At 69.6% G+C, this 25847-nt stretch carries 25 protein-coding genes; 17 read left to right on the top strand and 8 right to left on the bottom strand.

The window, feature by feature from the left end; translation table 11 throughout:
- The first annotated feature begins 8 nt into the window (after positions 1-8).
- Complete coding sequence (locus JYJ93_RS25390; RefSeq protein ID WP_206795549.1) at positions 9-1016, top strand: alpha/beta hydrolase-fold protein; 1008 nt, start codon at positions 9-11, stop codon at positions 1014-1016.
- A 12-nt stretch (positions 1017-1028) separates the two neighbouring features.
- On the top strand, positions 1029-2054 hold the full coding sequence (locus tag JYJ93_RS25385; RefSeq protein WP_206795547.1) for an L-erythro-3,5-diaminohexanoate dehydrogenase: 1026 nt from the start codon (positions 1029-1031) through the stop codon (positions 2052-2054).
- Here the strand turns inward: JYJ93_RS25385 and JYJ93_RS25380 are convergent.
- The 3 genes from JYJ93_RS25380 to JYJ93_RS25370 form a co-directional block, all read right to left on the bottom strand.
- Positions 2051-3826: a glycosyl hydrolase family 18 protein gene (locus JYJ93_RS25380; RefSeq protein WP_206795545.1), complete on the bottom strand. Its 1776-nt coding sequence runs from the start codon at positions 3824-3826 to the stop codon at positions 2051-2053. The genes JYJ93_RS25385 and JYJ93_RS25380 overlap by 4 nt on opposite strands.
- Before the next feature lie 137 nt (positions 3827-3963).
- Positions 3964-4614 (bottom strand): ankyrin repeat domain-containing protein, encoded by a 651-nt coding sequence (locus tag JYJ93_RS25375; RefSeq protein WP_206795536.1) that lies wholly within the window; start codon positions 4612-4614, stop codon positions 3964-3966.
- Between the two features lie 79 nt (positions 4615-4693).
- Positions 4694-6238 (bottom strand): catalase, encoded by a 1545-nt coding sequence (locus JYJ93_RS25370; RefSeq protein WP_277989478.1) that lies wholly within the window; start codon positions 6236-6238, stop codon positions 4694-4696.
- Positions 6239-6551: 313 nt separating this feature from the next.
- On the opposite strand from JYJ93_RS25370, the gene JYJ93_RS25365 reads away from it, so the two are divergent.
- The 5 genes from JYJ93_RS25365 to JYJ93_RS25345 are packed head-to-tail and all read left to right on the top strand — an operon-like array spanning position 6552 to position 10593.
- Complete coding sequence (locus tag JYJ93_RS25365; protein WP_206795534.1) at positions 6552-8102, top strand: lysine 5,6-aminomutase subunit alpha; 1551 nt, start codon at positions 6552-6554, stop codon at positions 8100-8102.
- On the top strand, positions 8099-8584 hold the full coding sequence (locus JYJ93_RS25360) for a hypothetical protein (RefSeq protein WP_014396339.1): 486 nt from the start codon (positions 8099-8101) through the stop codon (positions 8582-8584). Before JYJ93_RS25365 ends, JYJ93_RS25360 begins: the two co-directional genes overlap by 4 nt.
- Before the next feature lie 4 nt (positions 8585-8588).
- Positions 8589-9374, top strand: coding sequence for an OAM dimerization domain-containing protein (locus tag JYJ93_RS25355; protein WP_014396340.1), 786 nt, complete (start codon positions 8589-8591; stop codon positions 9372-9374).
- Complete coding sequence (locus JYJ93_RS25350) at positions 9371-9769, top strand: hotdog fold domain-containing protein (protein WP_206795532.1); 399 nt, start codon at positions 9371-9373, stop codon at positions 9767-9769. The genes JYJ93_RS25355 and JYJ93_RS25350 overlap by 4 nt, the downstream gene beginning before the upstream one ends.
- On the top strand, positions 9766-10593 hold the full coding sequence (locus JYJ93_RS25345; protein ID WP_206795530.1) for a 3-keto-5-aminohexanoate cleavage protein: 828 nt from the start codon (positions 9766-9768) through the stop codon (positions 10591-10593). The genes JYJ93_RS25350 and JYJ93_RS25345 overlap by 4 nt, the downstream gene beginning before the upstream one ends.
- Positions 10594-10608: 15 nt before the next feature.
- Here the strand turns inward: JYJ93_RS25345 and JYJ93_RS25340 are convergent, their stop codons facing one another.
- Positions 10609-10755, bottom strand: a complete 147-nt coding sequence (locus JYJ93_RS25340) for a hypothetical protein (RefSeq protein WP_206795528.1) — start codon at positions 10753-10755, stop codon at positions 10609-10611.
- A 50-nt stretch (positions 10756-10805) separates the two neighbouring features.
- Between JYJ93_RS25340 and JYJ93_RS25335 the strand changes: the two genes are divergently transcribed.
- The 6 genes from JYJ93_RS25335 (at position 10806) to JYJ93_RS25310 (ending at position 15048) form a co-directional block, all read left to right on the top strand.
- The gene (locus JYJ93_RS25335) at positions 10806-11582 is read left to right on the top strand and encodes an SDR family NAD(P)-dependent oxidoreductase (RefSeq protein WP_206795518.1); all 777 of its coding nucleotides are present in this window, start codon (positions 10806-10808) and stop codon (positions 11580-11582) included.
- Positions 11572-12366 (top strand): class I SAM-dependent methyltransferase, encoded by a 795-nt coding sequence (locus tag JYJ93_RS25330; RefSeq protein WP_206795516.1) that lies wholly within the window; start codon positions 11572-11574, stop codon positions 12364-12366. Before JYJ93_RS25335 ends, JYJ93_RS25330 begins: the two co-directional genes overlap by 11 nt.
- Before the next feature lie 91 nt (positions 12367-12457).
- Positions 12458-13009 (top strand): hypothetical protein, encoded by a 552-nt coding sequence (locus tag JYJ93_RS25325; protein WP_206795514.1) that lies wholly within the window; start codon positions 12458-12460, stop codon positions 13007-13009.
- Between the two features lie 127 nt (positions 13010-13136).
- On the top strand, positions 13137-13523 hold the full coding sequence (locus tag JYJ93_RS25320) for a hypothetical protein (protein ID WP_206795512.1): 387 nt from the start codon (positions 13137-13139) through the stop codon (positions 13521-13523).
- A 74-nt stretch (positions 13524-13597) separates the two neighbouring features.
- Positions 13598-14542 carry a hypothetical protein gene (locus JYJ93_RS25315; RefSeq protein WP_206795510.1) on the top strand — a complete coding sequence of 315 codons (945 nt, stop codon included), beginning with the start codon at positions 13598-13600 and terminating at the stop codon, positions 14540-14542.
- A 110-nt stretch (positions 14543-14652) separates the two neighbouring features.
- On the top strand, positions 14653-15048 hold the full coding sequence (locus JYJ93_RS25310) for a LysM peptidoglycan-binding domain-containing protein (RefSeq protein WP_206795507.1): 396 nt from the start codon (positions 14653-14655) through the stop codon (positions 15046-15048).
- A gap of 29 nt (positions 15049-15077) precedes the next feature.
- On the opposite strand, the gene JYJ93_RS25305 is transcribed toward JYJ93_RS25310, so the two are convergent.
- On the bottom strand, positions 15078-15710 hold the full coding sequence (locus tag JYJ93_RS25305) for a hypothetical protein (RefSeq protein WP_206795499.1): 633 nt from the start codon (positions 15708-15710) through the stop codon (positions 15078-15080).
- Between the two features lie 101 nt (positions 15711-15811).
- Positions 15812-17371 (bottom strand): ChaN family lipoprotein, encoded by a 1560-nt coding sequence (locus tag JYJ93_RS25300; protein WP_206795497.1) that lies wholly within the window; start codon positions 17369-17371, stop codon positions 15812-15814.
- Between the two features lie 112 nt (positions 17372-17483).
- On the opposite strand from JYJ93_RS25300, the gene JYJ93_RS25295 reads away from it, so the two are divergent.
- Positions 17484-20483, top strand: coding sequence for a TonB-dependent receptor (locus tag JYJ93_RS25295; RefSeq protein ID WP_206795489.1), 3000 nt, complete (start codon positions 17484-17486; stop codon positions 20481-20483).
- Complete coding sequence (locus JYJ93_RS25290) at positions 20483-21313, top strand: 5'-nucleotidase (RefSeq protein WP_206795472.1); 831 nt, start codon at positions 20483-20485, stop codon at positions 21311-21313. The genes JYJ93_RS25295 and JYJ93_RS25290 overlap by 1 nt, the downstream gene beginning before the upstream one ends.
- Before the next feature lie 49 nt (positions 21314-21362).
- Here the strand turns inward: JYJ93_RS25290 and JYJ93_RS25285 are convergent, their stop codons facing one another.
- Positions 21363-21644, bottom strand: a complete 282-nt coding sequence (locus JYJ93_RS25285; RefSeq protein WP_014396355.1) for a TIGR04563 family protein — start codon at positions 21642-21644, stop codon at positions 21363-21365.
- 9 nt (positions 21645-21653) lie between these two features.
- Positions 21654-21863 (bottom strand): TIGR04563 family protein, encoded by a 210-nt coding sequence (locus JYJ93_RS25280; protein WP_014396356.1) that lies wholly within the window; start codon positions 21861-21863, stop codon positions 21654-21656.
- A 431-nt stretch (positions 21864-22294) separates the two neighbouring features.
- On the opposite strand from JYJ93_RS25280, the gene tilS reads away from it, so the two are divergent.
- Positions 22295-23665 (top strand): tRNA lysidine(34) synthetase TilS, encoded by a 1371-nt coding sequence (gene tilS / locus JYJ93_RS25275; RefSeq protein ID WP_206795470.1) that lies wholly within the window; start codon positions 22295-22297, stop codon positions 23663-23665.
- Positions 23666-23846: 181 nt separating this feature from the next.
- Positions 23847-25763 carry an ATP-dependent zinc metalloprotease FtsH gene (ftsH, locus tag JYJ93_RS25270; protein WP_206795463.1) on the top strand — a complete coding sequence of 639 codons (1917 nt, stop codon included), beginning with the start codon at positions 23847-23849 and terminating at the stop codon, positions 25761-25763.
- Positions 25764-25847 lie beyond the last annotated feature (84 nt).

The following is a 25847-nucleotide window of genomic DNA, read 5'->3' as shown; positions in this document are numbered from 1 at the left end:
AAGCACCGATGAAGGGCGTGCTCGAGACGCGTGAAGTGCATTCCCCCGCGCTGGAGAACAACCCGCTGGGAGATCCGGCCCGCCGCCGGCTCACCGTGTACCTGCCGCCGGGCTACGCGGAGGGCTCGCAGCGCTACGCGGTCGTCTACTTCCTGCACGCCTTCGGCAACGGCGGCGGCTCGTGGACCAACGCGTCCGGCTTCTCGCCCTCCGTGCCGGACCGCCTGGACGCGCTCATCGAACAGGGCGCCATCCCGCCCGTCATCGGCGTCTTCCCGGACGCGTGGACGAAGCTGGGCGGCAGCCAGTGGGTGAACAGCGACGCCATCGGCCGTTACCGCGACTACCTGGTCAAGGACATCGTCGGCTTCGTGGACAAGACCTTCCGCACGCTGCCCAAGGCCGCGTCCCGCGCGGTGGTGGGCCACAGCTCCGGCGGCTACGGCGCGCTGGTCATGGGCCGCTACCACCCGGAGGTCTTCTCCCTCCTGGGCGCGCACGCGCCGGACTCCTACTTCGAATATTCGTACATGCCGGACCTGCCCAAGGCCGCCACCGCGCTGATGAAGGCCGGCGGCGTGGACGCGTGGGTGACGGAGCTGCGCCAGCGCGCCGTGGCCACCAAGGTGCGCGGCGACGACTTCCCGGTCATCAACATCCTGGCCATGGCGGCGGCGTACTCGCCGAAGAAGGGCGAGCCGCTCAACCTGGAGCTGCCCTTCGAGCAGCACAACGCGAAGCTGCGCCTGGACGTGTGGAACCGGTGGCTCGTGCACGACCCCGTGCGCTTCGTGCCCAAGTTCATGGACTCGTTCCGCAAGCTCAAGACGGTCTACCTGGACGCCGGCACGCGCGACGAGTTCAACCTGCGCTGGGGCACGCGCATGGTGGCGGACGACCTGAAGGCCGGCGGCGTGGACGTGGCCCACGAGGAGTTCGAGGACGGCCACTCCGGCGTGTCGTATCGCTTCGAGCGATCGCTGTCGGTGCTGGTGCCGCTGCTGGCTCGGGACTGATAAGGGGAGCCCATGGATACCTACGGACTGTCGCGCGTCATGGGAGAGAAGGGCGTGCTGCCGCAGCGCGCCCGCAAGCTGGACCCCTCGCTGCCGTGCCGCGAGTCGGAGCTGCTCATCGACGTGGAGAGCCTCAACATCGACGCCGCGTCCTTCAAGCAGATCAAGGACGACGTGGGCGGAGACCCCGCGCGCATCGCGTCCCGCATCCAGGACATCGTCCGTGAGCGCGGCAAGATGCAGAACCCCGTCACCGGCTCCGGCGGCATGCTCATTGGCCGCGTGAAGGAGCTGGGCGCGAAGCACCCCGCCAACGGCGTGCTCAAGCCCGGCGACCGCATCGCCACGCTGGTGAGCCTGACGCTCACGCCGCTCGTCATCGAAGAGGTGAAGGCGGTGCACGCGGACATCGACCGCGTGGACATCCGCGGCCACGCGCTGCTCTTCGCGAGCGGCATCTACGCGAAGCTCCCGGAGGACATGCCGGACACGCTGTCGCTGGCGGCGCTGGATGTCTGCGGCGCGCCCGCGCTGGTGGCGCGCCACGTGCGTCCGGGCATGACGGTGGCGGTGCTGGGCGCGGGCAAGAGCGGCGCGCTGTGCCTGGCGCAGGCCCGCCGCAGCCTGGAGAGCCGGGGCAAGCTGCTGGCGCTGGACATCTCCCAGAAGGCGCTGGACGCGCTGTCCGCCATCGGCCTGTGCGACGAGGCCCTCAAGGTGGACGCCACCCAGGGCGTGGACGTGATGGAGGCCGTGTCCAAGGCGACGGGCGGTCAGCTCTGCGACCTGGTCGTCAACTGCGCCAGCGTGGGCAACACGGAGATGGCGTCACTGCTGTCCGTGAAGGACGGCGGCACGGTCATCTTCTTCTCCATGGCCACCAGCTTCACCACGGCGGCCCTGGGCGCGGAGGGCGTGGGCAAGGACGTCACCATGCTCGTGGGCAATGGGTACGTGCCCCACCACGCCGCCCTCACGCTGGACCTCTTGCGCACCGAACCGTCGCTGCGCCAGCTCTTCGAGTCCCGCTACGTCTAGGGCTTGAGGAAGGCCGTGTGCACGGCCTGCATCAGCGGATCACTGGAGCCCAGGGCCTTGGTGCGCATGTGGCCCTGGTTGATGGTCCAGATGATGCTGCCGCCCAGGCCCTTCTCCCGCGCCCAGCGGCCCTTCTCCGACACGGACGCGACGTCCTCGTAGGAGATGTAGTTGCAGGACTGCGGGCCGTACGCGGTGGGGAAGGAGAGGTAGGGCGCCTTGGCGACGTCGTCCCAGCGGTACGCCTCCGGCGAGTAATAGAGGGCCTGGATGTTGGCGTAGCTCATCGCGTTGTCGCTCTGCTCCTCCGCGATGTCGTCGCGCCCGTCCAGCGGGGTGCCCGGCTCGGTGATGCCCTTCCAGCAGGTGCCGAAGAAGCCCACGCCCACGCCCATGCGCTGCGGCGGCACGCCCGCGTCCAGGAACGCCTGCACGGAGCTGGCGACGGAGCTGGGGTGTCCGGAGCTCTCACCGAAGAGCGCGCTGGAGTGCCAGCTCTGCCACTGCCCCCAGTGGCCGCTCATCTTGTAGGCCATGATGTTCATCTGGTCGACGCGGGCGGCCAGCTGCCGGTGGAACTCCGCGTCCACCTTGCCCAGCGGAAAGTTGGAGTTCACCCAGCCCACCGGCACCGTGATGATGATGTTCTCGTCCGCGGCGCGCAGTTCGTCCAGCAGCGCCAGCAGCGGCGCGCTGTCCTGCGGCAGGAGGATGGGCTCCCAGTCCACGTCCACGCCGTCGAACTGCAGCTCGCGCATGGTGGTGATGATGTTGCGCACGAAGTTGCGGCGCTTCTCCAGCGTCTCCGTCGCGCCCTTGAAGCCGTCGTACTCGCCCATGCCGCCCAGCATCAGCAGCGCCTTCTTGCCCGCCGCGTGCGCGCGCTGCGCCAGGGCCCGGGCCATCTTGGGCCCCTCCACGGCGTCCACGTCGAAGTCCGTGTAGAGCGTGCCGTCGATGCGCGGACGGATGCGGCCCACCACGACGTGCGTGAGCAGGGACATGTCCACCGAGTCCACCGGGTACAGGTCGCGCTGGTAGCCCACCCAGTAGCCCATCACCCATTGGGTGGGCGCGCCGCCCGGACGCGGCGTCACCGTGGCCGTCTGGCGCGTGCACGGGCCTTCACCCATCTCGTTGGCGGCGCACACGGTGAAGGAGTACGCCGTCCCGTTGTCGAGGTTCTCGATGAGCGTGCCCGACGCGGGCGCGTCCACCCGCTGCACCCGGCCGCCCGGCTCCACCATGACCTTGAAGTACGACAGCGGACGGCCGCCGTAGCTCGCGGGCGCGAGCCAGCTCACGTACGCCTGGCCGTTGCCCGCGGTGGGCACCACCGAGCGCGGCTGTCCCGGCACCGTGGGGTTCGGGATGCTCATGCCCGCCTTCGGCGTCACCAGGTCCGTCTCCACGGAGGCCTGGCCCTCGCCCATCGCGTTCACCGCGGCGACCTTGAAGACGTAGGTGAAGCCGTTGTTCAGCCCCAGCACCGTGGCCTGCGTGTCCGGCACCTTCACCAGCGCGCCGCCGCACTCGGGGACACAGCGCACCACGTAGTAGAGCAGCGGGCTGCCGCCATCATCGGGCGGCACCGTCCACGTCACCAAAGCGGATGCGTCTCCGGCCTGCGCGACCACCTGCTTCGGCGCCTCAGGGGGAGTCAGCGGCGGCGCGGGTTCATCCGGACCTCCGCCAAAATCGCAACCGCTCAACATCACCGCGAGGGCCAGGCCCACCCACCCGCGCACTGGCATTGCCCGATGGCTTTTCATCCCTGCACTCCTGGAAGGACGCGGGATGTTATGCGGCCAACCCCCCACTCGGAGTCAAGGGTAGCTGGAAAAATGTGGCAATTTTGTATGAATTGGAATTCGTGTATTAAACCGACTAATCCCATCCCTCCAGGGAATCACAAAGCCTCAGGAGATGGGAAATCGGCCGTCCGAGGACGGCTGGTGTGGGGGCTGCCGGCGGGTGCCGCGGGCGCCACGGGGGCGGTGGGGACCTGGGTCCGGGCCCAATCACTGGCGGAGCGGCCGCTGGCGTCGCGCAGCGCGGGAGAGGCGCCCTGGTGGCGCAGTTGGTCGGCCACCTCCGTGCGGCCGAAGAGGACGGCGAACATCAGGGCCGTCTGGCCCAGCCGGTTGGTCTGGTCCACCGCGCAGGGCTGGGCGGAGAGCAGCTTCACCACGTCCGCGTAGCCCTTGAAGGCGGCGCCCATGAGCGCGGTGTTGCCCCGGCTGTCACCCGCGCACGCGTCCGCCCCGGCGTCGAGCAGCGCCCGCACCGTCTGGGTGTGCCCGTGGTAGGCGGCGAGGATGAGGGGGGAGAAGCCTCGCGCGTCGCGGGCCTCCACGGGCGTGCCCGCCTTGACGAGCCCCTGGACGATGTCCGTCTCGCCCTCGCGCGCGGCGGCGAGCAGGTAGCGCTCCGCATCGCTGGTGGCGAGCAGCCGTCCGGCGGGCGTCGCCGGTGCGCGCAGGGACATCCACGCGGCGGTCAGCACCGTGCATACCAGCATCACCAGACCCAGCGAACCGAGCAGCAGCTTGCGAACCATGAGGGCGTCTCCAGCGAAGGAATCGTGAAGGGGGAGGGCGGGCCGCCGCCGTGCCACCGGCGGCCCCGGTGAGCTCAGGTCACGGCTGGCCGCTGGTGGCGAGCGGCGCGAGGGTGGCCTTCGCGTCGTCCAGCTTCACGTTCACGGCCTTGGCCAGGCGCGTGCCGTACTCCGCGTGGGCCGCGTAGAAGTGGCCCACCATGCGCGCCTTGACCTTCGCGTCGCGCACCTGGCCCAGGTCGCCGGCCAGGTTCTGGATGAGCCGCTCCCTGGCGCCCGTGTCCAGCGAGGACCAGAAGGCGCCCGCCTGCGAGAAGTTGTCCGTCTTCTCGATGGGGCGCTGCTGCGTGGTGCCGGTGAGCGGCGCGTTGGAGAAGAGGGCGGAGGGCGTGTCCTGCGTCTCCCGCGTGATGCTGGGCTCGTAGTTCACGTCCGACTTCGTGTTGCCGCTGTTCATCGCGCCGGCCTGGCTGTTGTTGTTCACCGCGGCGCGCGCGCGGTTCACCGGCAGGGACAGGTAGTTGGCGCCCAGGCGGTAGCGCTGCGTGTCCGCGTAGGAGAAGAGGCGGCCCTGCAGCAGGCGGTCCTCGGACGGCTCGATGCCCGGCGGCATCACGCCCGGAGAGAAGGCGGACTGCTCCGTCTCCTCGAAGAAGTTGTCCGGCATCTTGTTGAGGGTGAACCGGCCCAGCTTCACCGGGGGCAGCTTGTCCTTGGGCCACTCCTTGGTGGCGTCCAGCGGATCGAACGCGAAGCTGTCCAGGTCCTTGGGATCCAGCACCTGCACGCTCAGCTCCCACGAGGGGAACTTGCCCGCCTGGATGTTCGTGTAGAGGTCGTGCGTGGCGTGCTGGAAGTCCTCTCCGCCCAGCTTCGTGGCCTCCTGCGCGGTGAGGCCCTTCACGCCCTGCTGCGACTTCCAGTTGAACTTGACGTACTTCACCTGGCCCTTGGCGTTGACGAACTTGAAGGCGTGCACGCCGTTGCCGTCCATCTGCCGGTAGCTCGCCGGGATGCCCAGGTCCGAATAGAGCTGGGTGATCATGTGAGTGGATTCCGGCTGGTGGCTGAAGAAGTCGAAGAAACGGTTCGGGTCCTGCCGGTTGGTGACCGGGGACGGCTTCAGCGAGTGCACCATGTCCGGGAACTTGATGGCGTCACGGATGAAGAAGACGGGCAGGTTGTTGCCGACCAGGTCCCAGTTGCCCTCGTCCGTGAAGAACTTCAGCGCGAAGCCGCGCGGGTCGCGCAGCGTCTCCGGTGAGCCGCTCGGGTGGATGACCGTGGAGAAGCGCACGAACATCGGCGTCTTCTTGCCCTTCTGGGAGAAGACGGACGCGCGCGTGAGGCTGGAGAAGTCGCCGTAGCTTTCGAAGGTGCCGTACGCGCCCACGCCGCGCGCGTGCACCACGCGCTCCGGGATGCGCTCGCGGTCGAAGCGCGCGAGCTTCTCGATGAGCGCGAAGTCCTCCAGGAGGATGCCGCCCCGCGGGCCGGCCGTCTTGGAGCTCTGGTTCGTGCCCAGCGGCGCGCCCGAGTCGGTGGTGATGGGAGGCGGGTTGCCGGCGGCGAGGACGGGGGCGCCAGACAGCAGGACGGCGAGCATCAACGAGCGTCGGTTCAAAGGGGACTCCTGGGGTTGCGGGGGAACCGGGCCACCCCAAGAGCACGCCTCGTGCCGAACGCTGACCGCCTGTCATTCCAACAGGTTGCGCCTGATGGCCTGGGGACGGTCACCGCCCATTCGGTGGACGAACCGAAATATCGGTGATGCTGGTCACCGCTCTATCGGTGTTCATGCGCGCAGCGACATTCCGGTGAGAAGGGTGCTGTGATGCGTCTCGCCATTCAAGAGGCGCGGTGCGGCATCGTTCGCTGACGGTGCGAGGGCCCGTGTTCTTGAGCCGAAGGACGCGGCGCTCGGGTAGGGTGCGCGCATGTCAGGCCCGTTCATCGACGACGCGCGGATTGCTCAGGCGCGCAAGCTGGCGGACGAGATCGTCAATCCGATCTTCGACCTCATCCAACGCAACACCACCGTCTCCAATGAGCGCACCGTGTTGCGCTTCTTTGGCATTTCCGGCGCGGGGGCGCGTGGCGTGCCCCTGGCCAACCTCATGGTGGACAAGCTGCAATCCGCCGGGGTGCTCAACCGGGGCGCCGCGTACTGGTACGGCCGCGCGCTGCAGCTGGGCGCCAGCAGTCCGCTGGACGCCGTGGAGCGCATCACCGCGCTGCCCACGGACAAGCTGGGCGCGCTGTCGCCAGAGATGGAGGCCAACCTGCGCGACGCCGTGCGCGAGGAGGCCCGCGCCGCGATGACGGAGCTCAAGGCCCGCATCGCCCAGCGCGACGCCCTGCGCGAGCAGTTCCCCATGTCCCCCGCGCCGCACAAGTACGTCATCGTCGCCACCGGCAACATCTACGACGACGTGGACCAGGCGCGTGCGGCGGCGCAGGCGGGCGCGGACGTCATCGCGGTCATCCGCTCCACGGCACAGTCGCTGCTGGACTACGTGCCCCACGGCGCGACGACGGAGGGCTACGGCGGCACCTACGCCACCCAGGAGAACTTCCGCGTGATGCGCGAGGCCCTGGATGACGAGAGCCGCAAGCTCAAGCGCTACATCCAGCTGACCAACTACTCGTCCGGCCTGTGCATGTCGGAGATCGCCTTCTGCGCGGCGTACGAGCGGCTGGACATGCTCCTCAACGACGCGATGTACGGCATCCTCTTCCGCGACATCAACATGCGGCGGACGTTCATCGACCAGTACTTCAGCCGCCGCATCTGCGCCCTGGCCGGCATCATCATCAACACCGGCGAGGACAACTACATCACCACCGCGGACGCGTACGACGCGGCCCACACCGTCATCGCCAGCCAGTTCATCAACGAGTGCTTCGCCAAGCGCGCGGGCCTCAAGGACTGGCAGCTGGGCATCGGGCACTCGTACGAGATCGACCCGTACCGCGACGACACACTGCTGCTGGAGCTGTCGCAGGCGATGCTGGTGCGCCGCTGCTTCCCGGACGCGCCGCTCAAGTACATGCCGCCCACGAAGCACAAGGAGACGGACATCTTCTTCAGCCACGCGTACGACGTGATGGCGGACCTGGTGGCCATCTGGACGCGGCAGGGCATCCAACTGCTGGGCATGATGACGGAGGCCATGCACACGCCGCTGCTCGCGGACCGGTACGTGGCGCTCAAGTCCGCGTCGTACATCCACCGCGCGGCCCGCGGCATCGACGAGGAGTTCACCGTCCGCGAGGACGGGAAGATCGCCAACCGCGCGCGAGAGGTCTTCGCCAAGGCGGAGGAGCTGCTGCGCGAGTGCCACACCGAGGGCATGGTGGCGGCCATCGGCAAGGGGCGCTTCGGCGACGTGAAGCGCGAGGAGACCGGTGGCAAGGGCCTGGACGGCGTGCTGGAGAAGGCGCCGGATTACTTCAACCCGTTCCTGGAAATGCTGGAGGCGTCATGATCCTGGGTACTTTCGTGGCTGTGATGATGGCCGCGGGTGGCAGCGCGGATGCGTTGAGCAGCGTGACGGTGAAGAACATCGCGCTGAAGGCGCCGGCGGCGTGGACGCGCTCCAACGTGGACGGCTCCGAGAAGTTCCTGGCGCCCTCCGGCGACGCGTACTTCATGGTGGACGTGGGCACGGTGCAGACCGCGGGCATGAAGGCGGAGCTGTGCCGCACGAAGATCCTCGCGAACATGGGCGGCGACAGCTGGACCATGCTGAAGGTCGGCGGCCAGCCGGCGGCGACCAAGACGGACACGGACGCGGCGCCGGACGGCAGCGGCAACGTGGACACCGTCACGTACGTGGGCTGCAACGGGAAGACGACGTGGTCGGTGGTCTTCTACATGGAGCAGGGCAAGAAGGACCGTTTCGCCGCGGTGGCCGAGAAGGTGGGCACCAGCGTGTCGTTCACGCCGCCCAAGGGCAAGAAGGGCTAGTTCGATGGTGAAGCCGAGCAAGCAGATCATCCGCCCCTACGGCGACCGTCGCGACGACGGCATGGTGCAGCTGTCGTTCACGCTGCCCGTGCCGCTGTCGGAGAAGGCCAAGGAGGCCGCCGCCCAGTTCACGAAGAAGATGGGCTTCACGGACGTGAAGGTGGCCGCCGCCGAGCGCGCGGCGGACCAGTACACGTTCTTCGTCGTCTACGCCCGCTCCAACGTGACGCTGGACTACGCGGAGATCGACGTGCCGGAGGTGGTGGTGCGCAAGATGGGGTTCGACGACCTCAACGCGCTCATCAAGGAGAAGGTCCGCCGGCGCATCGTCGTCTTCGGCGCGTGCACGGGCACGGACACGCACACGGTGGGCATCGACGCCATCCTCAACATGAAGGGCTACGCGGGCGACTACGGCCTGGAGCGCTACCCCGGCTTCGAGGCCTTCAACCTGGGCAGCCAGGTGCCCAACGAGGACCTGATCAAAAAGGCCACCGCGAAGCACGCGGACGCCATCCTCGTCTCGCAGGTCGTCACCCAGCGTGACGTGCACAAGGACAACTCGCGCCAGTTCATCGACGCGGCGAAGGCGGCGGGCATCCACGGCAAGACGCTGCTGCTGTTGGGCGGGCCGCGCGTGGACCACAAGCTGGCGCTGGAGCTGGGCTTCGACGCGGGCTTCGGGCCGGGCACCAAGCCGTCCGACGTGGCGAACTACATCGTGCACGCGGTGATGAAGAAGGAAGGCACGGAGTCCGCGGACTCCCACTACCAGGGGGAACCCTCGTGAGCACTGGCACGAAGGCGGTACTGCGGCTGCGCATGGGCAGCCACGACGCGCACTACGGCGGCAACCTGGTGGACGGGGCGCGGATGCTCGGGCTGTTCGGGGACGTGGCCACGGAGCTGTGCATCCGCTCCGACGGGGACGAGGGCCTGTTCCGCGCCTACGACTCCGTGGAGTTCCTGGCCCCGGTGTACGCGGGGGACTTCATCGAGGCGGAAGGGGAGATTGTCAGCGAGGGCAACACGTCGCGGAAGATGCGCTTCGAGGCCCGCAAGGTGATCAAGCCCCGGCCGGATGTGAATGACTCGGCGGCGGACGTGCTTCCGGAGGCGGTGGTGGTGTGCCGCGCCTCGGGCACGTGCGTGGTGCCCAAGGACAAGCAGCGGGTGAAGCGATGAGCAAGCCCATGGTCATCACCGCCGCCCTGGTGGGCGCGGAGACGACGCGCGAGCAGACGCCGTACCTGCCCATCACCGCGGAGGAGATTGCTGAAGACGCGGCGAAGTGCCGCGAGGCTGGCGCGGCGATGGTGCACATCCACGTGCGCACGGCGGAGGGCAAGCCGTCGCAGGACGCGGAGTTGTTCCGCGCGGCCATCCGCGCCATCCGCAAGCGCACGGACATCCTCGTCCAGGTGTCCACGGGCGGCGCGGTGGGCATGGACGTGGACGAGCGGTGCGGCGGGCTCACGCTCACCGGCGCGGACAAGCCGGACATGGCCACGCTCACCACGGGCACGGTGAACTTCGGGGAAGAGGTGTTCTGGAATCCCCGGCCGCTGGTGCGCGACATCGCGAAGCGCATCAAGAGCATTGGCCTCAAGCCGGAGCTGGAGTGCTTCGACGTCGGGATGATCGACGAGGCGCGCTACCTGGCGAAGGAGGGGCTGGTGGAGCTGCCGGCGCACTTCGACTTCGTGCTGGGCGTGCCGGGCACGCTCCAGGCGCGGCCGGAGGTGCTGGACTTCATGATCGCCGCGCTGCCGGAGGGGAGCTCCTGGACGGTGGCGGGCGTGGGGCGCCAGCAGCTCCCGTTCGTGGAGGAGGCCGCGAAGCGCGGCGGCAACGCGCGCGTGGGCCTGGAGGACAACATCTACCTGTCCAAGGGCGTGCTCGCGAAGGGCAGCTTCGAGCTGGTGGCGGAGGCCGCGAAGCGGGCCCGTGCCGCTGGCCGTGAGCTCGCGACCCCCGAGCAGGCCCGGCAGTTGTTGCGCCTGGGCTGAAGAATCCTGGATTCGTTACGCGAGGCCCGGGGCGGACACGTCCCGGGCCTTCGTTTTTGTCAGGAACGTCGCGCGCATTTCGTCCCGCTGCCCGGCTCTCAGCGCATTCGGCGACACCGCCTCTTCGTCCCGGCTGTCCGCACCGGAGGGCTCGGGCATCATGCCGCGCATTCCTCCCGCTCTGACGGGAGCCCACGAGGAGTCGCGAAGCGATGGACACGGGACTGCAGGGCAAGGGCGTGCTGGTGACGGGCGGCGCGGGCGGCATCGGCTCCGCGCTGGTGCGGGCGTTCGCGGGCGAGGGCGCGAAGGTGGCGGTGCACTACCACCGCAGCCAGGAGAAGGCGGAGGCGCTCGCGCGCGAGGTGGGCGGGGCGGCCGTGCGCGCGGACCTCACGGTGGAGGCGGACGTGGACGCGCTGGTGCCCCAGGCGGTGAAGGACCTGGGCCAACTGGACGTGCTGGTGTGCAACACCGGCGTGTACCCCGCGCCTGATGAGCCGCTGTGGAAGATGTCGCTGGAGCGCTGGCGCCGCACGCTGGCGCAGAACCTGGACAGCGTGTTCCTCAGCTGCCGCGCGTTCCTGCGCCACGTGGAGACCACGGGCACGGGCACCATCGTCATCATCAGCTCCACGGCGGGCCTCTTCGGGGAGGCGGGCCACACGGACTACGCGGCGGCGAAGGGCGCGCTGGCGGCGGGCTTCGTGAAGAGCCTGAAGAACGAGCTGCACCGCATCGCGCCCATGGGCCGCGTCAACGTGGTGTGCCCGGGCTGGACGGAGGTGGGCCGCAACCGCGACAAGCTGACGGACCCGAAGTTCGTCGGCCTCGTCACGCGGACGATGCCGCTGCGCAAGGTGGGGCAGCCAGAGGACGTGGCGCGCGTCGTGGTGACGCTCGCGTCGGATCGCATCTCCGGCCACGTGACGGGCGAGGTCGTCACCGTGGCCGGAGGCATGGAAGGACGGGTGCTGCATGAAGACTGACCTGGACGTGCGGACGTACAACCGCGAGGCGTGGAACGGCGAGGTGGGGCGCGGCAACAAGTGGACGCTGCCGGTGGCCCCGGAGGTCATCGCCGCCGCGCGACGGGGCGAATGGAGCGTGGTGCTCACCCCGACGAAGCCCGTGCCGCGCGAGTGGTTCGGGGACCTGAAGGGCAAGGACGTGCTGGGCCTGGCGAGCGCGGGCGGCCAGCAGTGCCCGGTGCTCGCGGCGGCGGGCGCGAACGTCACCGTGTTCGACAACTCGCCCGCGCAGCTGGCGCAGGACCGCAAGGTGGCCGAGCGCGAGGGCCTCACGCTCCAGTACGTGGAGGGCGACATGCGTGACCTGTCCGCGTTCGCCGACGGGAGCTTCGACCTCATCTTCCACCCGTGCTCCAACTGCTTCGCGGAGGAGATCCTCCCGGTGTGGCGCGAGGCCTTCCGCGTGCTGCGCCCCGGTGGCGTGCTCCTGTCGGGCATCTGCAACCCGGTGCGCTACCTCTTCGACCCGGTCGAGGAGGAGAGGGGCGTGATGCGGCTCAAGTACCCGATGCCGTACTCGGACTTCACCAGCCTCACGGACGAGGAGCGCCGCCGCTACAGCGACAAGAACGAGCCCATGTGCGTGGGCCACTCGCTGGAAGACCAGCTGGGCGGACAGATGGCAGCGGGCTTCGTGCTCACGAACCTCTTCGAGGACAAGTACGAGCAGAAGGATCTGCTCTCCACGTTCCTGCCCACCTTCATCGCCACGCGTGCACTGAAGCCCGTATCGCGTTCGTGACACAGAAGGGCGTTGCGCCCGGCCACCGCGAAAGCCTACAGGGGGGATGTCCGGGTCCTCCCGGACATCCCCCCTTTCGTAGGAGTCGTCCATGAAGGTGTCGCTGCGTCTTTCCGCCTTGTTGCTGATGGGTGTTTCGCTGATGGGCCTGGGCTGTGAGGGTGCGGGCTCGCGGGATCCGCTGAACGCCATCGAGGCTGGCGCCCAGGTGGCGGTGGAGCCCTCGCTGGCGGAGGTGAAGCAGGGCGCGGTGGGTGACACGGTGCTGCGCTGCACGCAGCCGCAGGACGGCAGCTACCTGGAGGTGGTCCAGACGGCCACGGGCTACGAGGCGGCCACGGTGACGGAGGCCTACGATCCCTGGGACTGCCGCTGCACGTACGAGCAGCGCACGGTGCTGGGCCAGTACACGCGCTGCAACCGCTCCACGGTGGACCCTCGCATCCTGAACTGCTTCCGCATCGAGCCCAACGGCACGACGGGCAAGGTGGTGCTGTCCACCACGCGCGTGCAGCGCACGCAGATGGTCATCGGCGGCACGCAGACGGTGTCGTACACGGACCTGAGCATCGCCGCCATCAACCAGGACCCGGGCCACACGCCGCGCCAGGACTTCAACTACGGCATGGCGGACTGCCAGTAGCCGGCGGTCTTCCGGAGGCGATTTAACCTTCGGCGGGCTCCGGGGTTTTGAGTGTCAGAGCGCGACGGGAAGCAGGCTGCACGGCTGCTCCCGGAGCGTTTTGACCTGAACCCGGAGTCCACACACCATGTCGCTCAAGTCCATGCTTCGCGGTACCGCCGTCGCCACGCTGCTCCTCGCCGTTCCCGCGCTCGCCCAGACCGCCGCGCCGTCCGACCCCAACGCCAGGGCCGGCCAGTGCGAGGGACGCCGGGGCAAACACGGCGGCGGGGGCCACAAGTTCGGCCGCATGCAGCACCGGCTGGACAAGCAGGTCGCCCAAGGGCGCCTGACGCAGGCCCAGGCCGACGGCTTCAAGGCCGAGGCGAAGCAGCTGCACGAGGAGATGAAGGCCGCGCGCGCCTCCGCCAACGGCCAGGTGGACGAGGCCACCCGCGCGCAGTTCAAGGAGCGCCGCAAGGCCCTGCGAGAGAAGATCAAGGCTGCGCTGGCGCCCACGCAGCAGGGCGCCTGATGCGCGGGGGACGTGACGCGGGGGCCCCGGCCGGCACAGACTGACCGGGCCCCTTACGTCCGCGGGAGTCCCCCATGCTTCGCAGTCTCCTCGTCGCCTTCGTCGCATTGATCGCCGGTTGCCGCGCGCACTCCAGCGCGACGCAGGCCGCGGCGGCGCAGGCCCCGGTGGACGCGCCGGACGCGGCGCAGGCCTCGGTGGTGCTGGTGACGGACGCGGAGCTCCAGCGCGTGCAGAAGCGCGCGTTGTACATCGTCGAATCGGAGAAGGGCGCCATCAGCGCCACGGACCTGCTGCTCGCGCGTCCGGACCTGGACCGCGCGCGGATGAACTGGTTCTTCACCGTGCCGCGCGGCAACGCCTGGTACTCCGTCTTCGGCCGCTTCAATCCGCAGGACATGTTCGTTCCCGCGTACGCGTACCGCGCGCCCATCGAATTCTCCGGTGAGATGGAGGACTTCCCCGTCGAGTCCCTGCCCGAGGGCATGGACGCCCTGGCGCGCGCCGTGAGCGCCGCCTGTGAGCGCGTCTTCCAGGTGCACGGCCGCAAGCAGCTCAAACCCGTCGTGGTGGAGGAGGACGACGGCATCACCGTCTACGTGCTCCAGGGCTTCGACGACTCGGACCTGTACCTGCTGGGCGGCGACTTCCGCTTCAAGTTCAGCAAGGACGGCCGCCAGAAGCTCCTGGAGTTGCCCCTGCACCAGGGGCTCATCCCCGTGTCCGTCGCGCCGGATGGGGACGGCGAGCGGCCCCAGTTCTCCGCGCACGCGCACGTGCTCTTCCCGGGGCCGCTGGAGACGGAGCTCGCGCTGGTGATGCTCTATCCCGCGCTGGGCGGCCTCTTCGTGGGAGGAGGGGACCAGGACCGCGTCTACGCGCTGTCGCCGGATGGCACCATCCGCGAGGTGCGCCTGAGCCGCGAGGAGGTCCTGCGTGAGCTGCGGCCGGACGGCTCCTTCGCGCCGCCCGGGGAGCTGAACGTCGAACCGGAGCCCGGCGCGGACGTGGTGCTCTGAACAGCTCCCGCTTGCGCAGTGTTGAGCTTCGTTCACGGCCTGCCCGGTGGTCCGTCATTGCCTGCGGGCGCGGTGCTTGAGTTCGCGCCCTCACGACAGGAGGACGCCGGATGGCCCTGCAGAACGACTACCAGGACGTGCTGGACGTGGCGAAGAACGTGGGCGCGAAGATCGAAACGCGCGAGGAGAACGGCAAGCTCATCATCAAGGGCAGCGTCGACCACGCCTTCGACCGCGATCGCATGTGGGATCAGATCAAGGCGAAGCACCCGAAGTGGAACGACGAGATCATGGTGATGCTCGACGTGACCCACGCCGAGCCCTACGGCCTGCACACCGTGAAGTCCGGCGACACGCTCAGCAAGCTGGCCAAGGACATCTACGGGGACATGAAGCTGTACCCGAAGATCTTCGAGGCCAACAAGGATCAGCTCAAGGACCCGGACCACATCAAGGTGGGCCAGGTCCTCAAGCTGCCGCCGAAGACCATCGCCAACAAGGCCTGAGCTTCAGGCCTCGCGGCGCCGGTGGAGTCTCAAGGGCAGTACGGGCACTCCACCGTCGCCTCGAGCGAGTCGTAGACGAGGCAGTTCTGGTCCGCCGCGCTGTCGTTCTTCTGCTGGCAGCGGTAGTTCCACACGGACGCGCACTGGGTATAGACCTGCGCGTCGCCGGTGGGACCCTGGTAGGTGGCCGTGCAGGTGCCGCCCGAGCTTCCACCCGACACGGTGCAGGTGTTGGGGTCGGTGTTGCTCGTGCACTTCATGCCGGAGCAGTTGGTGCCGCTGCCCATCCACTTGCCCGAACAGCTGGATGCGCTGGTGCGCTGCTCACAGAGCACGCGGTTCAGGTTCCCGTCGTAGTAGGCGCACGCGCCGCTGCTGCCTCCGCCACCACCACCACCGCCCGAGCCGCCCGAAGGCGTCCCCCAGCTCCACTCCGGCGTTCTCGGCTCGGAGAAGCTGTCCAGCGACACCGCGGAGAATCCCACGTCCTCGCACGAGTCGCCGTCGAAGTAGCCGCAGTAGTCCCAGCCGTCGCACCAGAAGTCGCGGCACTCGTCTTCGGTGTCCTCATTGCAAAAGTAGATGGACGAGCCGTGGACGCAGGCGCCCTGCGTGGGGAAGCACCCGGGCAGCACGAGGCCCACGGCGAGGGACAGGAGCACGGCGGACACAACGCCCGTGAGAGGACGAGGGGATGAGGTCATCCGCCGGAATGTAGCTTCAAGTGCGCGCGGGATTCAGCTGGGTCGCCGCCACCACGGGCCTAGATGCCCCGCAGGCGCGCGGCCCAGGCGAGATAGGCGGCGCGCGGATCCGCGAGCGGGTCGCGGAAGAGGGCGCGAATGTCGGCGGTGTCCACCTGGCCGGCGTCGAAGGCCCGGTAGAGGCTGTCCCCCAGGAGGTACCCGAGCGCGTGGCTGACGCCGTGGAACAGGCGGTCGCGGCGCAGGGGGAGGAGCTTCACGGCCTCGTCGGGGGCCTCGGACTCCGTGGCCTTGTGGGCGAGGACGAAGGCGGCGATCTGCCGCTCCAGGCCCCGGGTCTCGCCGAAGCGCCGGGCCCACTCCGTGACGTTGGGGCAGGTGCGGCGCGGGTTGATCAGCTTGGAGCCGAAGAAGCCCAGGGCCTCTTCCAGGCAGCGCGCGTAGAAGGCCTCGGACGCACCGCGCGGCGCGTCCATGGCGTCGCCCACGGCGCAGTGGCGCACGAAGTGGGCGGCCTCCTCCGCGGCGTGGTTGAGGGACAGCGACGCGAGCCAGGCCGTGCGCGCGCGGGGGATGTAGCAGCTCTCACGCGAGAGGATGTGCTTGCGCAGCTGGGACAGCTCCGCCTGGGTGAAGCGGCCCCTGCGGCGGATGCGGGCGAGCACGTCGCCGTCCGCCGCCGTGGTCACCTCCACCGAGTCCAGCTCGCGGCCCACGGGCACGCCCGCGAGCCGGCCGATGAGCTCCGCCATGTCCCGGAAGCGCTCCGCGGCGCTGCGGTCCAGGAGGGGCGCGTCGTCGCCCTCGGCCTCCAGGTAGTCCAGGAAGCTCTGCTGGCAGAGGACGGGGGAGGCGTTCATCAGGCACAGCGCGCCGTCCGACAACTCCACGGCCTCCGCGCTCCCCAGCCGGCCCTCGCGCGCGAGGCGCCACCAGAGGCCTTCGGCGTTCTGGTACACGACGAGGCCGCGGCGCGGATGGGCCTCCCCCAGCGCGCGCTCCACCTGCGCGGGCAGGTGGCAGGGCGCCGCGTGGAACTGTCCCACCAGCACCATCACCAGCGGGACGTCCTCCGCGCGGGCCACGCGGGCGATGCGCTCCGCGGCGAAGGCGTCGCGCAGCGCGAGCGAACGCTCACCCTGGGCGCGCCGGTCGATGGCGGCCACCTGGAGCTTGAGTCGCTTCGCGAAGGCCAGCACCGCGCGGATGCCGGCGCCGGGACCGAAGCCCGGGGTGGGGCCATGGCCCAGCCGGGACATCAGGGTGCGCTCGGGCAGGCGTCCCGCGAGGTACGCGTCGAGGGCGGCCTGATGACGGCCCTCCACGCACTCGAGCGCCAGCACGACGCGGCGGCCGGAGGCGAGGGCGCGCTCGGCGAGGTCCAGGTAGGTCTGCTGGGCGAGCGGCAGCGTGTGGTAGTCGCCGACGTAGACGAGGTCCGACGCCGCGATGCGCTGGTGCACGTGGGCCAGGGGGACCACGCGCTGGTAGGTGCTCGTGCGCCGGCGGTAGCGGGCCTCGTAGGCGCGGAAGGCTTCGGTGCGGCCTTCGACCACCCGGGCGATCTGGGCGCGTTGGCGGCGGAAGAGGGCGAGGTGAAGGGCAAGCGACGCGCGCATGGAGCGACAGGCACCGTCGCATGCGCTCGCGGGGGCGGCAAAAAATCAGCGGGGCGCGGGCGGGTGGCCCGCTTGACTCGCATGGCCCTGCAACGGACCATCGTCGTCAATCTTGCAGACCGTTCTTCCTCGCACGCTCATCCTCTGTGCCGCGGTGTTCGCCGCGGCCCCCGTTCACGCGCAAGAGGCCGCGCTGCTGCACGCATCTCCGCCGCGCGCCGAGGCCCGGCAGCCCCTCCAGTTGGACGCGACGCTGGTGGATGGCGGCAAGGTACTGGAACTCTTCGTCCGCTATCGCGGCCCGGGCGAGCCGTACGTCCAGGTCCCCATGGAGCGGCAGTATGGAGACCTGTACCGCGCGGTGATTCCCGCCGAGCACATGGTGTCACCCGGCGTGGAGTACTTCGTCGAAGCCGCGATGATGGATGGGGCGCGCACGCCGCTCTTCATGTCCGCGCTCCGGCCCGCGCGGGTGATGGTGGGGGCGCAGACCCCGGAGCCGCCGCCGGGACGGGCGCCGCCGGGCCGCAAGGGGACCCGTGAAGCCCCGAGGTCCTCGCCCGACATCGACGCCTTCGCGCCGCCGTCGGGGGCAGGGGAGGACGATGACGCGAGCAGCGCACCGACGCCGCCTCCTTCCACCGTTCGTCCGGACGCACGCGCGGGGACCACCGATTCGCGGACTTCGAACCGGGTGGACAGCGCGGTTTCCCGTCCGGGAGCCTCCGACTCACGCGCGGCGAGCACCCCCAGCGGGACGGACCCGCGCGCTTCGAACCGGACAACCGCGTCCGATTCACGGGCTTCGAGCCGCACGGACGGCGCGGACTCGCGCGCCCCGGCTTCGCCCACGGCCCGAACAGACGGTTCGCGCGCTTCGACCCGAACGGACACGTCCGACCCGCGCGCCTCGACTCGCGCTTCGGGCTCCGACGACGCCATGGCCGCGCTCAACGCGGACCTCCCTCCGGAACCCCGCGCCTCCTCTTCGTCCCGCGGCACCATGGACGACGACCTGGCGCTCTACAGCGCGGAGGACGTGCTCGCGGTGACGACGCTCCAGGAGGAGTCCGTCCGCACCGTGCCGGCCATCGGCGCGTCCTTCAACCGCGCGCAGATGGTCGCGCTGGGCGCCCGCACGGTGGCGGACGTGCTGGACGTGGTGCCCGGCGTGTCCGTCAGCCGCGACGTGCAGGGCTTCCACCGCACCTCCATCCGGGGCCTGCGCAACGACGCGGAGGTGCTCTTCCTCCTCGATGGCCACCGCCTCAACAACTTCTTCGACGGCAAGGCGCTCATGAACCTGCCGGTGGAGAACCTGGAGCGCATCGAGGTCATCCGCGGTCCCGGCTCCGCCGTCTACGGCGCGGGCGCCTTCCAGGGCGTCGTCAACCTGGTCACCAACCACGCCGACGGCGTGCGCGGCGCCATCACCACCGGCGGCGTCCCCCGTGACGACGGACGCCTGGCGCTCGCCACCGACGGCCACCTGTCCGCGGCGCACACCACCGGCGACCTGCGCCTGTTCGCGGACCTGGACCTCTGGACCCAGGAGGGTGACTCGCTCGTCATCGACCACGACGCGCTCGACGACGAGTCCGTGGCCCAGGGCCTGCGCGACGTGGACCAGCCCGCGGGCCGCACCCGTGACGGCCGGTTCCTCGTCAACGCGGGCGGAGGCGTGTCCTACGGCCTGGACAGCGCCGGCCGCGTGGGCGTCACCGCGCGCTACCTCTCCGAGAAGCGCGACGCGCTCGTCGGCCTGTTCGACACGGTGGGCAACGACTCCCAGCTGTCCTGGGACATGCTCCTCGCGGACCTCACCTGGGAGCGGCCCCTCTCCGACAGCGGCCAGGTGCGCGCCCGGCTGGGCTTCGATCAGCAGTCCACCGACCGCCTGTTCCAGCTCACGCCGCTCGACTTCCGCACTGGCGACGGCCTGGACCGCCTCTTCCCAGAAGGCCTTCAGGAACAGACGCGGGTCACCGTGCGCACCGTGACGGCCTCCGTGGACGCGGACCTCGCGCTGGCGAAGGAGAACCACCTCACGCTGGGCTTCGTCGCCGAGCAGCAGTCGCTGTCCCAGTACGACTACACCACGAACTACACGCTCGACGGCCGCCTGCGCCCCAGCCCCGCCGTTCCTGAAGGGCTGGTGGACCTCACGCAGGGCGCGGCCGCCAGCCGCCTCAACCTGGGCCTCTCCGCGCAGGACCAGTGGACCGTGCTCTCCGCGCTCACGCTCACCTTCGGCCTGCGCCTGGACGCCATCCAGCTCCCCGACGCGGAGGCGTCGGGCACGCTCGACGCCAGCAAGATGGTGGTGCGGGTCAACCCGCGCGTGGGCCTGGTCATCGCCGCGTCGGACGCGCTGGTGCTCAAGGCGCTGTACGGCCGCGCCTTCCGCGCCCCCACGCCCCAGGAGCTGGTCGAGCGCATCCCCGACACCGACTACAACCAGGGCCGCTTCGAGGGAAACCCGCTCCTGAAGCCCACCACCGTGGACACCTTCGAGCTGGGCATGGATCTGGTCCAGGCCGCGGGCGACACCCGCGTGCGCGTGCGCGCCAACGCCTTCCTGCAGAACTTCGCCTCACCCATCACCCCCGTGGACACCAGCGGCAACATCGTCCCTTTGCGCAACCGCGAGCTGGGCGTGCGCGTGTACGGCGTGGAGGCGGAGGCCCGGCTGGAAGCGTCCAAGCGCGCCGTCGCGTGGGTCAACGCCAGCCTGTCCCGCGCGCAGGACCTGGAGCTGCCGGAGCAGTCCCGGCTGCTCACGGACGTGCCCCAGGCGCGCTTCAACGCGGGCGTGTCCATGCCGCTGGGGGACTGGCTGAACCTGGACGTGGTGGTGCGCTCCGGCGCCGAGCGCCGCAACAACAACCGCTCCACGCTGGAGCTCATCCGCCGCTACGAGATCCCCGCCTACAGCCTCATCACCGCGCAGCTGCGCACCGAGCCCATCTGGGAGCACTTCGAGGTGACGCTCTACGCCCAGAACCTCTTCGACCACGACCTGCGCGACGACGTGCCCCGTCCGGACCGCGTCACCGGCCTGCTGCCGCGCGAGGGCGTGTCCGGCTACCTCACCCTGAGGGCCTCCTACTGATGGACCGCCGCCACCTCACCGCCGCGCTCGCGGCGCTCACGCTGCTGCCCGGCTGCCTCGCGTACAACGACTCCTGCACCCCGCTGGTGGACGACCCCGACGCCGTCGTGGGCTACCTGGGCGAGGAGGTGCAGCTGGGCTCCGCCTTCACCCGCCACGACAACAACGCGCTGGGACAGCTGGCCGCGGACGCGTTCCTCCACGCGGAGGATGGCGCCGCGAAGCCCACGGACCTGGGCATCATCAACGGCGGCTCGCTGCGCGACGAGGGCCTGTGCGTCACCCGCACGTCCCTGCGCACCGGGCCGCTCACCGACGGCGTCCTGCACGAGGTCATCCTCTTCGAGAACCTGCTCGTGACGGTGGACCTCACGGAGAAGCAGCTCGTGGACCTCTTCGAGCACTCCGTGGAGGCGCTGGCCGTGGAGGGGCAGGCCATCGTGTCGCCCTCCGGCGCGTTCCTCCACGTCTCCGAGGGCACCACCCTGCGCGTGGACTGCGGGCGTCCGGTGGGCCAGCGCGTGACGGCGCTGCGGGTGCGCGGGCGCGACGTGTCCATCCCCGCGCGCGACGACGCGTCCATCCGCTACCGGGTGGCGATGTCCACGTTCCTGCTAGAGGGAGGGGACGGCTACGGCGGCATCCTGGGCGACGCGGGACAGGACCCGGACCGCAACCCGGTGACGGCGCGCAAGCTGGGCGGCACGGACGCCAACATCGCGGCGGCGTACATGAAGAGCACGTACCCCAGCCCGGTCCAGGCGCTGAAGGAAGCCCCGCGCATCGTCTTCACCAACTGCGCCCGGCCCGCCCGGCCCGCCCCGCGCTGACGTCGCGCGCGGTGTCGGGCCTCGCGGGGGCCGGGATGGACGGAGCCCCTTAAGGCTTGGAGGGCTCGTCCGAGGATGCCGGAGCGCTGGAGGTCACCACCGCCGGAGCGGAGGTGGCCGTCTGCGCCGCGGCGGCCACCGGCCGTGGAGGCAGGGGGCCCAGCACGTCGTTGACCGAGGGCATGCGGCGGATGTCGGCGCGGGCGACCTTCCATGCCTGCTGGACGATCCACGACAGGGAACGGTCCTGCCGCGTGGCCTCACGCTGGATCTCTTCCAGCATGTCCTCGGGAAAGTAGAGGGATTGTTTGCGGTGATCCGTGGTGGCCATTGCCCTGCCTTACGGCCTTTCTTCGCGCGGGTCCGTGCGCTCGTCGCCCGTGACGTCGTTCACGGCAGGGAATGACTTGATGCGGTCGCGGGCGATCTTCCAGGCCTGCTGCACCACCCATGAGAGGGAACGGTCCTGCCGGTTCGCTTCCTCCTGGATCTCCTTCAGCATCTCCTCGGGGAAGTACAGCGACTGCTTGCGCTTGTCGGTGCCTGCCATGCCTGGGTCTCCGGGGCGGATTCGAGGTGACGACCTGAACACACCGGAGCGGTTATCCGACAGACGCCCTGAAGGGTCAACGGTTTCGGAGCACTCAAGCGTGCGCCCGCGGGCTGAACGCCCCACTTCCGACACTGGGTGGCGGGAAAAGAGAAACGCCCCGGCCTCCGCGAGGGAGACCGGGGCGCTTCGGAAAGAGGGACCGCAGGGAGCGAATCTCCGAGCGGCCCCGTGGACCCAGAGGGGGAGGGGGGGGACCCCTAGGTCCAACGTCATGAAGTCCAGAACGTCCGACCAACAACCGCGAGGCGCCGTTCTATTTCCGCCCCGCGTCCCTGCGTTGTGGGAATCATGGAATGCATCCCCACGCCTTCCGTCCACCGCGAATCTGTAACCCGGTCATCTGACACTCCATTCCGAACGCTGGCGCCATGCCTCACGCGTCTCCTGAAAGCTCCTCGCTGCCGGGCAAGCTCGCCCGCTCGTATGCCGAGCACGGCGCCCGCTCGCGCTCGGTGCTGCTCGCCGTCTCCGGAGGCGCGGACTCCACCGCGCTGCTCGTGGGGACGGCCCGCGTGAGCGACGCGCTGGCGATGCGCGTGGAGGTGGCGACGGTGGACCATGGCCTGAGGGCGGAGGCCGCGCGCGAGGTGACCTCCGTCGTAGGCTTGGCCGAGCACCTGGGACTGACCTGCCACGTCCGTCGGCTCGCGCTGTCGCCCGGAGCGGGGATGGAGGCGCGGGCGCGCGAGGCCCGGTACGCGACCCTGGAGGTCCTGCGGCGGGAGCGCGGGCTGGACTTCGTGGCCACCGGCCACACGCTCGACGACCAGGCGGAGACGCTGCTCATGCGCCTGTCCCGGGGAGCGGCGCTCCGGGGCGCGCGCGCCATCCACGCCCGCGCGGACACGCTCCTGCGCCCGCTGCTCGCGTGCTCGCGCGAGGACGTGCTCGCCTTCCTGGCCACCGAGGAGGTGGGGTTCGTGGTGGATCCGATGAACGCGGACCCCGCCTACTTCCGCACGCGCGTGCGCCAGGGCGTGCTCCCCGCGCTCCACCGCGCGGCGGGCTTCAGCACCGTGGAGCACCTGGCCACCTTCGCGCGGCTCGCCTCCGAGGACGAGGCCCTGCTCGAGGGGCTTGCGGACGGGGCGTGGGCGCGGCTGGCGCTGCCCGGAGGCGGGCTGGATGCCGTGGGGCTTCGCGCGCTGGAGCCGCCGCTGTGGCGCCGCGTGCTCGCACGGCTGCTGGGCACGGCGGGCGCCCGGGTGGACCACGCCACGCTGGAACGCGCGCGGGAGGTGGTGGCGCGCGGGGGCGTCATGCCGCTGAGCGACGGCTTCCTCCTGAAGGCCACCGGCGGGCGGGTGCGCTGCGTGGCGCCGGGAGGGGAATCCGCGCCCACGCCGCTGTTGCTCGCGGGGCCCGGGGCGCAAGGGGACTTCGGCGCGTGGCGTTTCCAGGTGGCCGCGGAAGGATTGCCGCCCCCGGGCGTGTTGGCCCTGGTGTTGAAGGAGGGGACGGCGTGGCCACTCACGGTGCGTTCCAGGAAGCAGGGCGATCGCGTCCGCACGCGCGCGGGCCACCGCAAGGTGCAGGACGTGATGGTGGATGCCCGAATCCCCTCGGAAGAGCGCGACGCCCGGCCTGTCGTGGTGGACGCGCGCGATGAACCGTTGTGGCTTCCCGGCATCCTGCCGCGCTTCGTCGAACCCGGAGCAGGTTCGCGCGAGGTGGCTTCCCGACACTCCCTGTGGGCCTTTCCTCCGCTCACGAGCGAACGGAAGACCCCTCCGTTATAGAGTCGAAGCTCTGAAACGGGGGATGGTCGCGGTCCCCTAAATAGTTGAGGGCTTTTTGCTGTTGCTGATACGGTCCGTCGCTGGCCTGCACACGGGCGGGCGCCGGGCACATGACGAACTTCGCCAGGGTTCCTCCTGGCACGGCCCTCATCCCGCCGAGTACCGAAAGGGCAGCTGAAACGTGCGTTCGACCTACAAGACCATCGGGCTCTGGGTCATCCTGATCGTCCTCTTCGTCGCCTTCTACAATTTCTTCTCGCAAGGCAACGAGCAGGTGCAGGAACCGACCTTCACCCAGCTTCTGACCAAGGTGGAGGAGAAGAAGGTCCGTGCCGTCTCCGTCAAGGGCAACACCTACTCCGGCACGTTCAGCGACTCGAACGACAAGTTCCGGACGACGGGGCCCGCGCCGGACGTGGCCGTGCTCAACCAGCTCCGCGCCTCGGGCGTGGACGTGAAGTACGAGCGCGAGGAGCAGAACAGCCTCTGGCTCACCATCCTCGGGCAGTGGATGCCCGTCGTCTTCCTGTTCCTGTTCTTCATCTTCTTCATGCGCCAGCTCCAGGGCGGCAGCGGCAAGGCGATGACGTTCGGGAAGTCGAAGGCGAAGCTCCTCAGCGAGAGCCACAACAAGGTCACGTTCGCGGACGTGGCCGGCGTGGACGAGTGCAAGGAGGAGCTGGAGGAGATCGTCGCCTTCCTCAAGGACCCCAAGAAGTTCACCAAGCTGGGCGGCCGCATCCCCAAGGGCGTCCTGATGATGGGGCCTCCGGGCACGGGCAAGACGCTGCTCGCCCGCGCGGTGGCCGGTGAAGCAGGCGTCCCGTTCTTCTCCATCTCCGGCTCGGACTTCGTGGAGATGTTCGTGGGCGTCGGCGCCAGCCGCGTGCGCGACCTGTTCGAGCAGGGCAAGAAGAACGCCCCCTGCATCATCTTCATCGACGAGATCGACGCCGTGGGCCGCCACCGTGGCGCGGGCCTGGGCGGCGGTCACGACGAGCGTGAGCAGACGCTCAACCAGCTGCTGGTGGAGATGGACGGCTTCGAGTCCAACGACGGCGTCATCCTCATCGCCGCCACCAACCGTCCGGACGTGTTGGATCCGGCGCTCCAGCGCCCGGGCCGCTTCGACCGCCGCATCATCGTTCCCCGTCCGGACCTCAAGGGCCGCCTGGGCGTGCTGAAGGTGCACACCCGCCGCGTGCCGCTGGCCCCGGAGGTGGAGCTGGAGGTCATCGCCCGCGGGACGCCCGGCATGACGGGCGCGGACCTGGAGAACCTGGTCAACGAGTCGGCCCTGATGGCCGCGCGCCAGAACAAGGAGCGCGTGGACCTGGCGGACTTCGAGCAGGCGAAGGACAAGGTCTTCATGGGCCCGGAGCGCCGGTCCATGATCATGACCGACAAGGAGAAGCGGAACACGGCCGTCCACGAGGCCGGCCACGCGCTCCTCGCCAAGCTGCTGCCCGGCTGCGACCCGCTGCACAAGGTCACCATCATCCCGCGCGGTCAGGCCCTGGGCGTCACCTGGAGCCTGCCCACCGAGGACAAGGTGAACGGCTACCGCAAGCAGATCCTCGACCAGATCACCATGGCCATGGGTGGCCGCATCGCCGAAGAGCTCATGTTCAACGAGATGAGCAGCGGCGCGGCGAATGACATCGAGCGTGCGACGGAGACGGCGCGCGCCATGGTGTGCCGCTGGGGCATGAGCGAGAAGATGGGCCCGCTGGCGTTCGGCAAGAGCGACGGTGAGGTCTTTCTGGGCCGCGACTTCAACTCGTCCAAGGACTACTCCGAGGACACCGCGCGGCAGATCGACTCGGAGGTCCGCAGCATCGTGGTGGGCTGCTACACCCTGGGCAAGCAGCTGCTGACGGACAAGCTGGACGTGCTCCAGCGCGTGTCCGACGCCCTGGTGGAGTACGAGACGCTCGACGCCGAGGACGTGAACATCATCCTCCAGGGTGGCCAGCTCACCCGTGAGCGCCCGGCGCCGCGCGTGAGCTCCTCGCCGAAGCCGACGGAGAAGAAGGACAAGCGGAAGATCCTCGACGCGCTCGAGGGCCTGCCCAACATGGAGCCGAAGAAGGCGTAAAGCCTCTCAAGGTTCCCTCCTGAAGTGACGAAGGCCCTTCCCTTGGTACCGGGGAGGGCCTTTTCGTTTGTCCTTGTGGACTCC

The sequence above is a fragment of the Corallococcus sp. NCSPR001 genome, assembly GCF_017309135.1.
In the GTDB taxonomy this organism is placed as follows: domain Bacteria; phylum Myxococcota; class Myxococcia; order Myxococcales; family Myxococcaceae; genus Corallococcus.
Note: the sequence above shows the minus strand (reverse complement) of the source record. Positions and strands in the feature narration are given on the sequence as shown.

What these genes read in the sequence shown, in the direction of transcription:
- JYJ93_RS25315 (WP_206795510.1), top strand. Translation starts at nt 13,598, where the DNA reads ATGCTTCGCAGTCTCCTCGTCGCCTTCGTCGCATTGATCGCCGGTTGC.
- JYJ93_RS25320 (WP_206795512.1), top strand. Translation starts at nt 13,137, where the DNA reads ATGTCGCTCAAGTCCATGCTTCGCGGTACCGCCGTCGCCACGCTGCTC.
- JYJ93_RS25335 (WP_206795518.1), top strand. Translation starts at nt 10,806, where the DNA reads ATGGACACGGGACTGCAGGGCAAGGGCGTGCTGGTGACGGGCGGCGCG.
- JYJ93_RS25330 (WP_206795516.1), top strand. Translation starts at nt 11,572, where the DNA reads ATGAAGACTGACCTGGACGTGCGGACGTACAACCGCGAGGCGTGGAAC.
- JYJ93_RS25385 (WP_206795547.1), top strand. Translation starts at nt 1,029, where the DNA reads ATGGATACCTACGGACTGTCGCGCGTCATGGGAGAGAAGGGCGTGCTG.
- JYJ93_RS25280 (WP_014396356.1), bottom strand. Translation starts at nt 21,863, where the DNA reads ATGGCAGGCACCGACAAGCGCAAGCAGTCGCTGTACTTCCCCGAGGAG.
- JYJ93_RS25365 (WP_206795534.1), top strand. Translation starts at nt 6,552, where the DNA reads ATGTCAGGCCCGTTCATCGACGACGCGCGGATTGCTCAGGCGCGCAAG.
- JYJ93_RS25300 (WP_206795497.1), bottom strand. Translation starts at nt 17,371, where the DNA reads ATGCGCGCGTCGCTTGCCCTTCACCTCGCCCTCTTCCGCCGCCAACGC.
- JYJ93_RS25375 (WP_206795536.1), bottom strand. Translation starts at nt 4,614, where the DNA reads ATGGTTCGCAAGCTGCTGCTCGGTTCGCTGGGTCTGGTGATGCTGGTA.
- JYJ93_RS25290 (WP_206795472.1), top strand. Translation starts at nt 20,483, where the DNA reads ATGGACCGCCGCCACCTCACCGCCGCGCTCGCGGCGCTCACGCTGCTG.
- JYJ93_RS25345 (WP_206795530.1), top strand. Translation starts at nt 9,766, where the DNA reads ATGAGCAAGCCCATGGTCATCACCGCCGCCCTGGTGGGCGCGGAGACG.
- JYJ93_RS25355 (WP_014396340.1), top strand. Translation starts at nt 8,589, where the DNA reads ATGGTGAAGCCGAGCAAGCAGATCATCCGCCCCTACGGCGACCGTCGC.
- JYJ93_RS25380 (WP_206795545.1), bottom strand. Translation starts at nt 3,826, where the DNA reads ATGAAAAGCCATCGGGCAATGCCAGTGCGCGGGTGGGTGGGCCTGGCC.
- JYJ93_RS25285 (WP_014396355.1), bottom strand. Translation starts at nt 21,644, where the DNA reads ATGGCCACCACGGATCACCGCAAACAATCCCTCTACTTTCCCGAGGAC.
- JYJ93_RS25360 (WP_014396339.1), top strand. Translation starts at nt 8,099, where the DNA reads ATGATCCTGGGTACTTTCGTGGCTGTGATGATGGCCGCGGGTGGCAGC.
- JYJ93_RS25340 (WP_206795528.1), bottom strand. Translation starts at nt 10,755, where the DNA reads ATGATGCCCGAGCCCTCCGGTGCGGACAGCCGGGACGAAGAGGCGGTG.
- JYJ93_RS25310 (WP_206795507.1), top strand. Translation starts at nt 14,653, where the DNA reads ATGGCCCTGCAGAACGACTACCAGGACGTGCTGGACGTGGCGAAGAAC.
- JYJ93_RS25390 (WP_206795549.1), top strand. Translation starts at nt 9, where the DNA reads ATGAAGGGCGTGCTCGAGACGCGTGAAGTGCATTCCCCCGCGCTGGAG.
- JYJ93_RS25325 (WP_206795514.1), top strand. Translation starts at nt 12,458, where the DNA reads ATGAAGGTGTCGCTGCGTCTTTCCGCCTTGTTGCTGATGGGTGTTTCG.
- tilS (WP_206795470.1), top strand. Translation starts at nt 22,295, where the DNA reads ATGCCTCACGCGTCTCCTGAAAGCTCCTCGCTGCCGGGCAAGCTCGCC.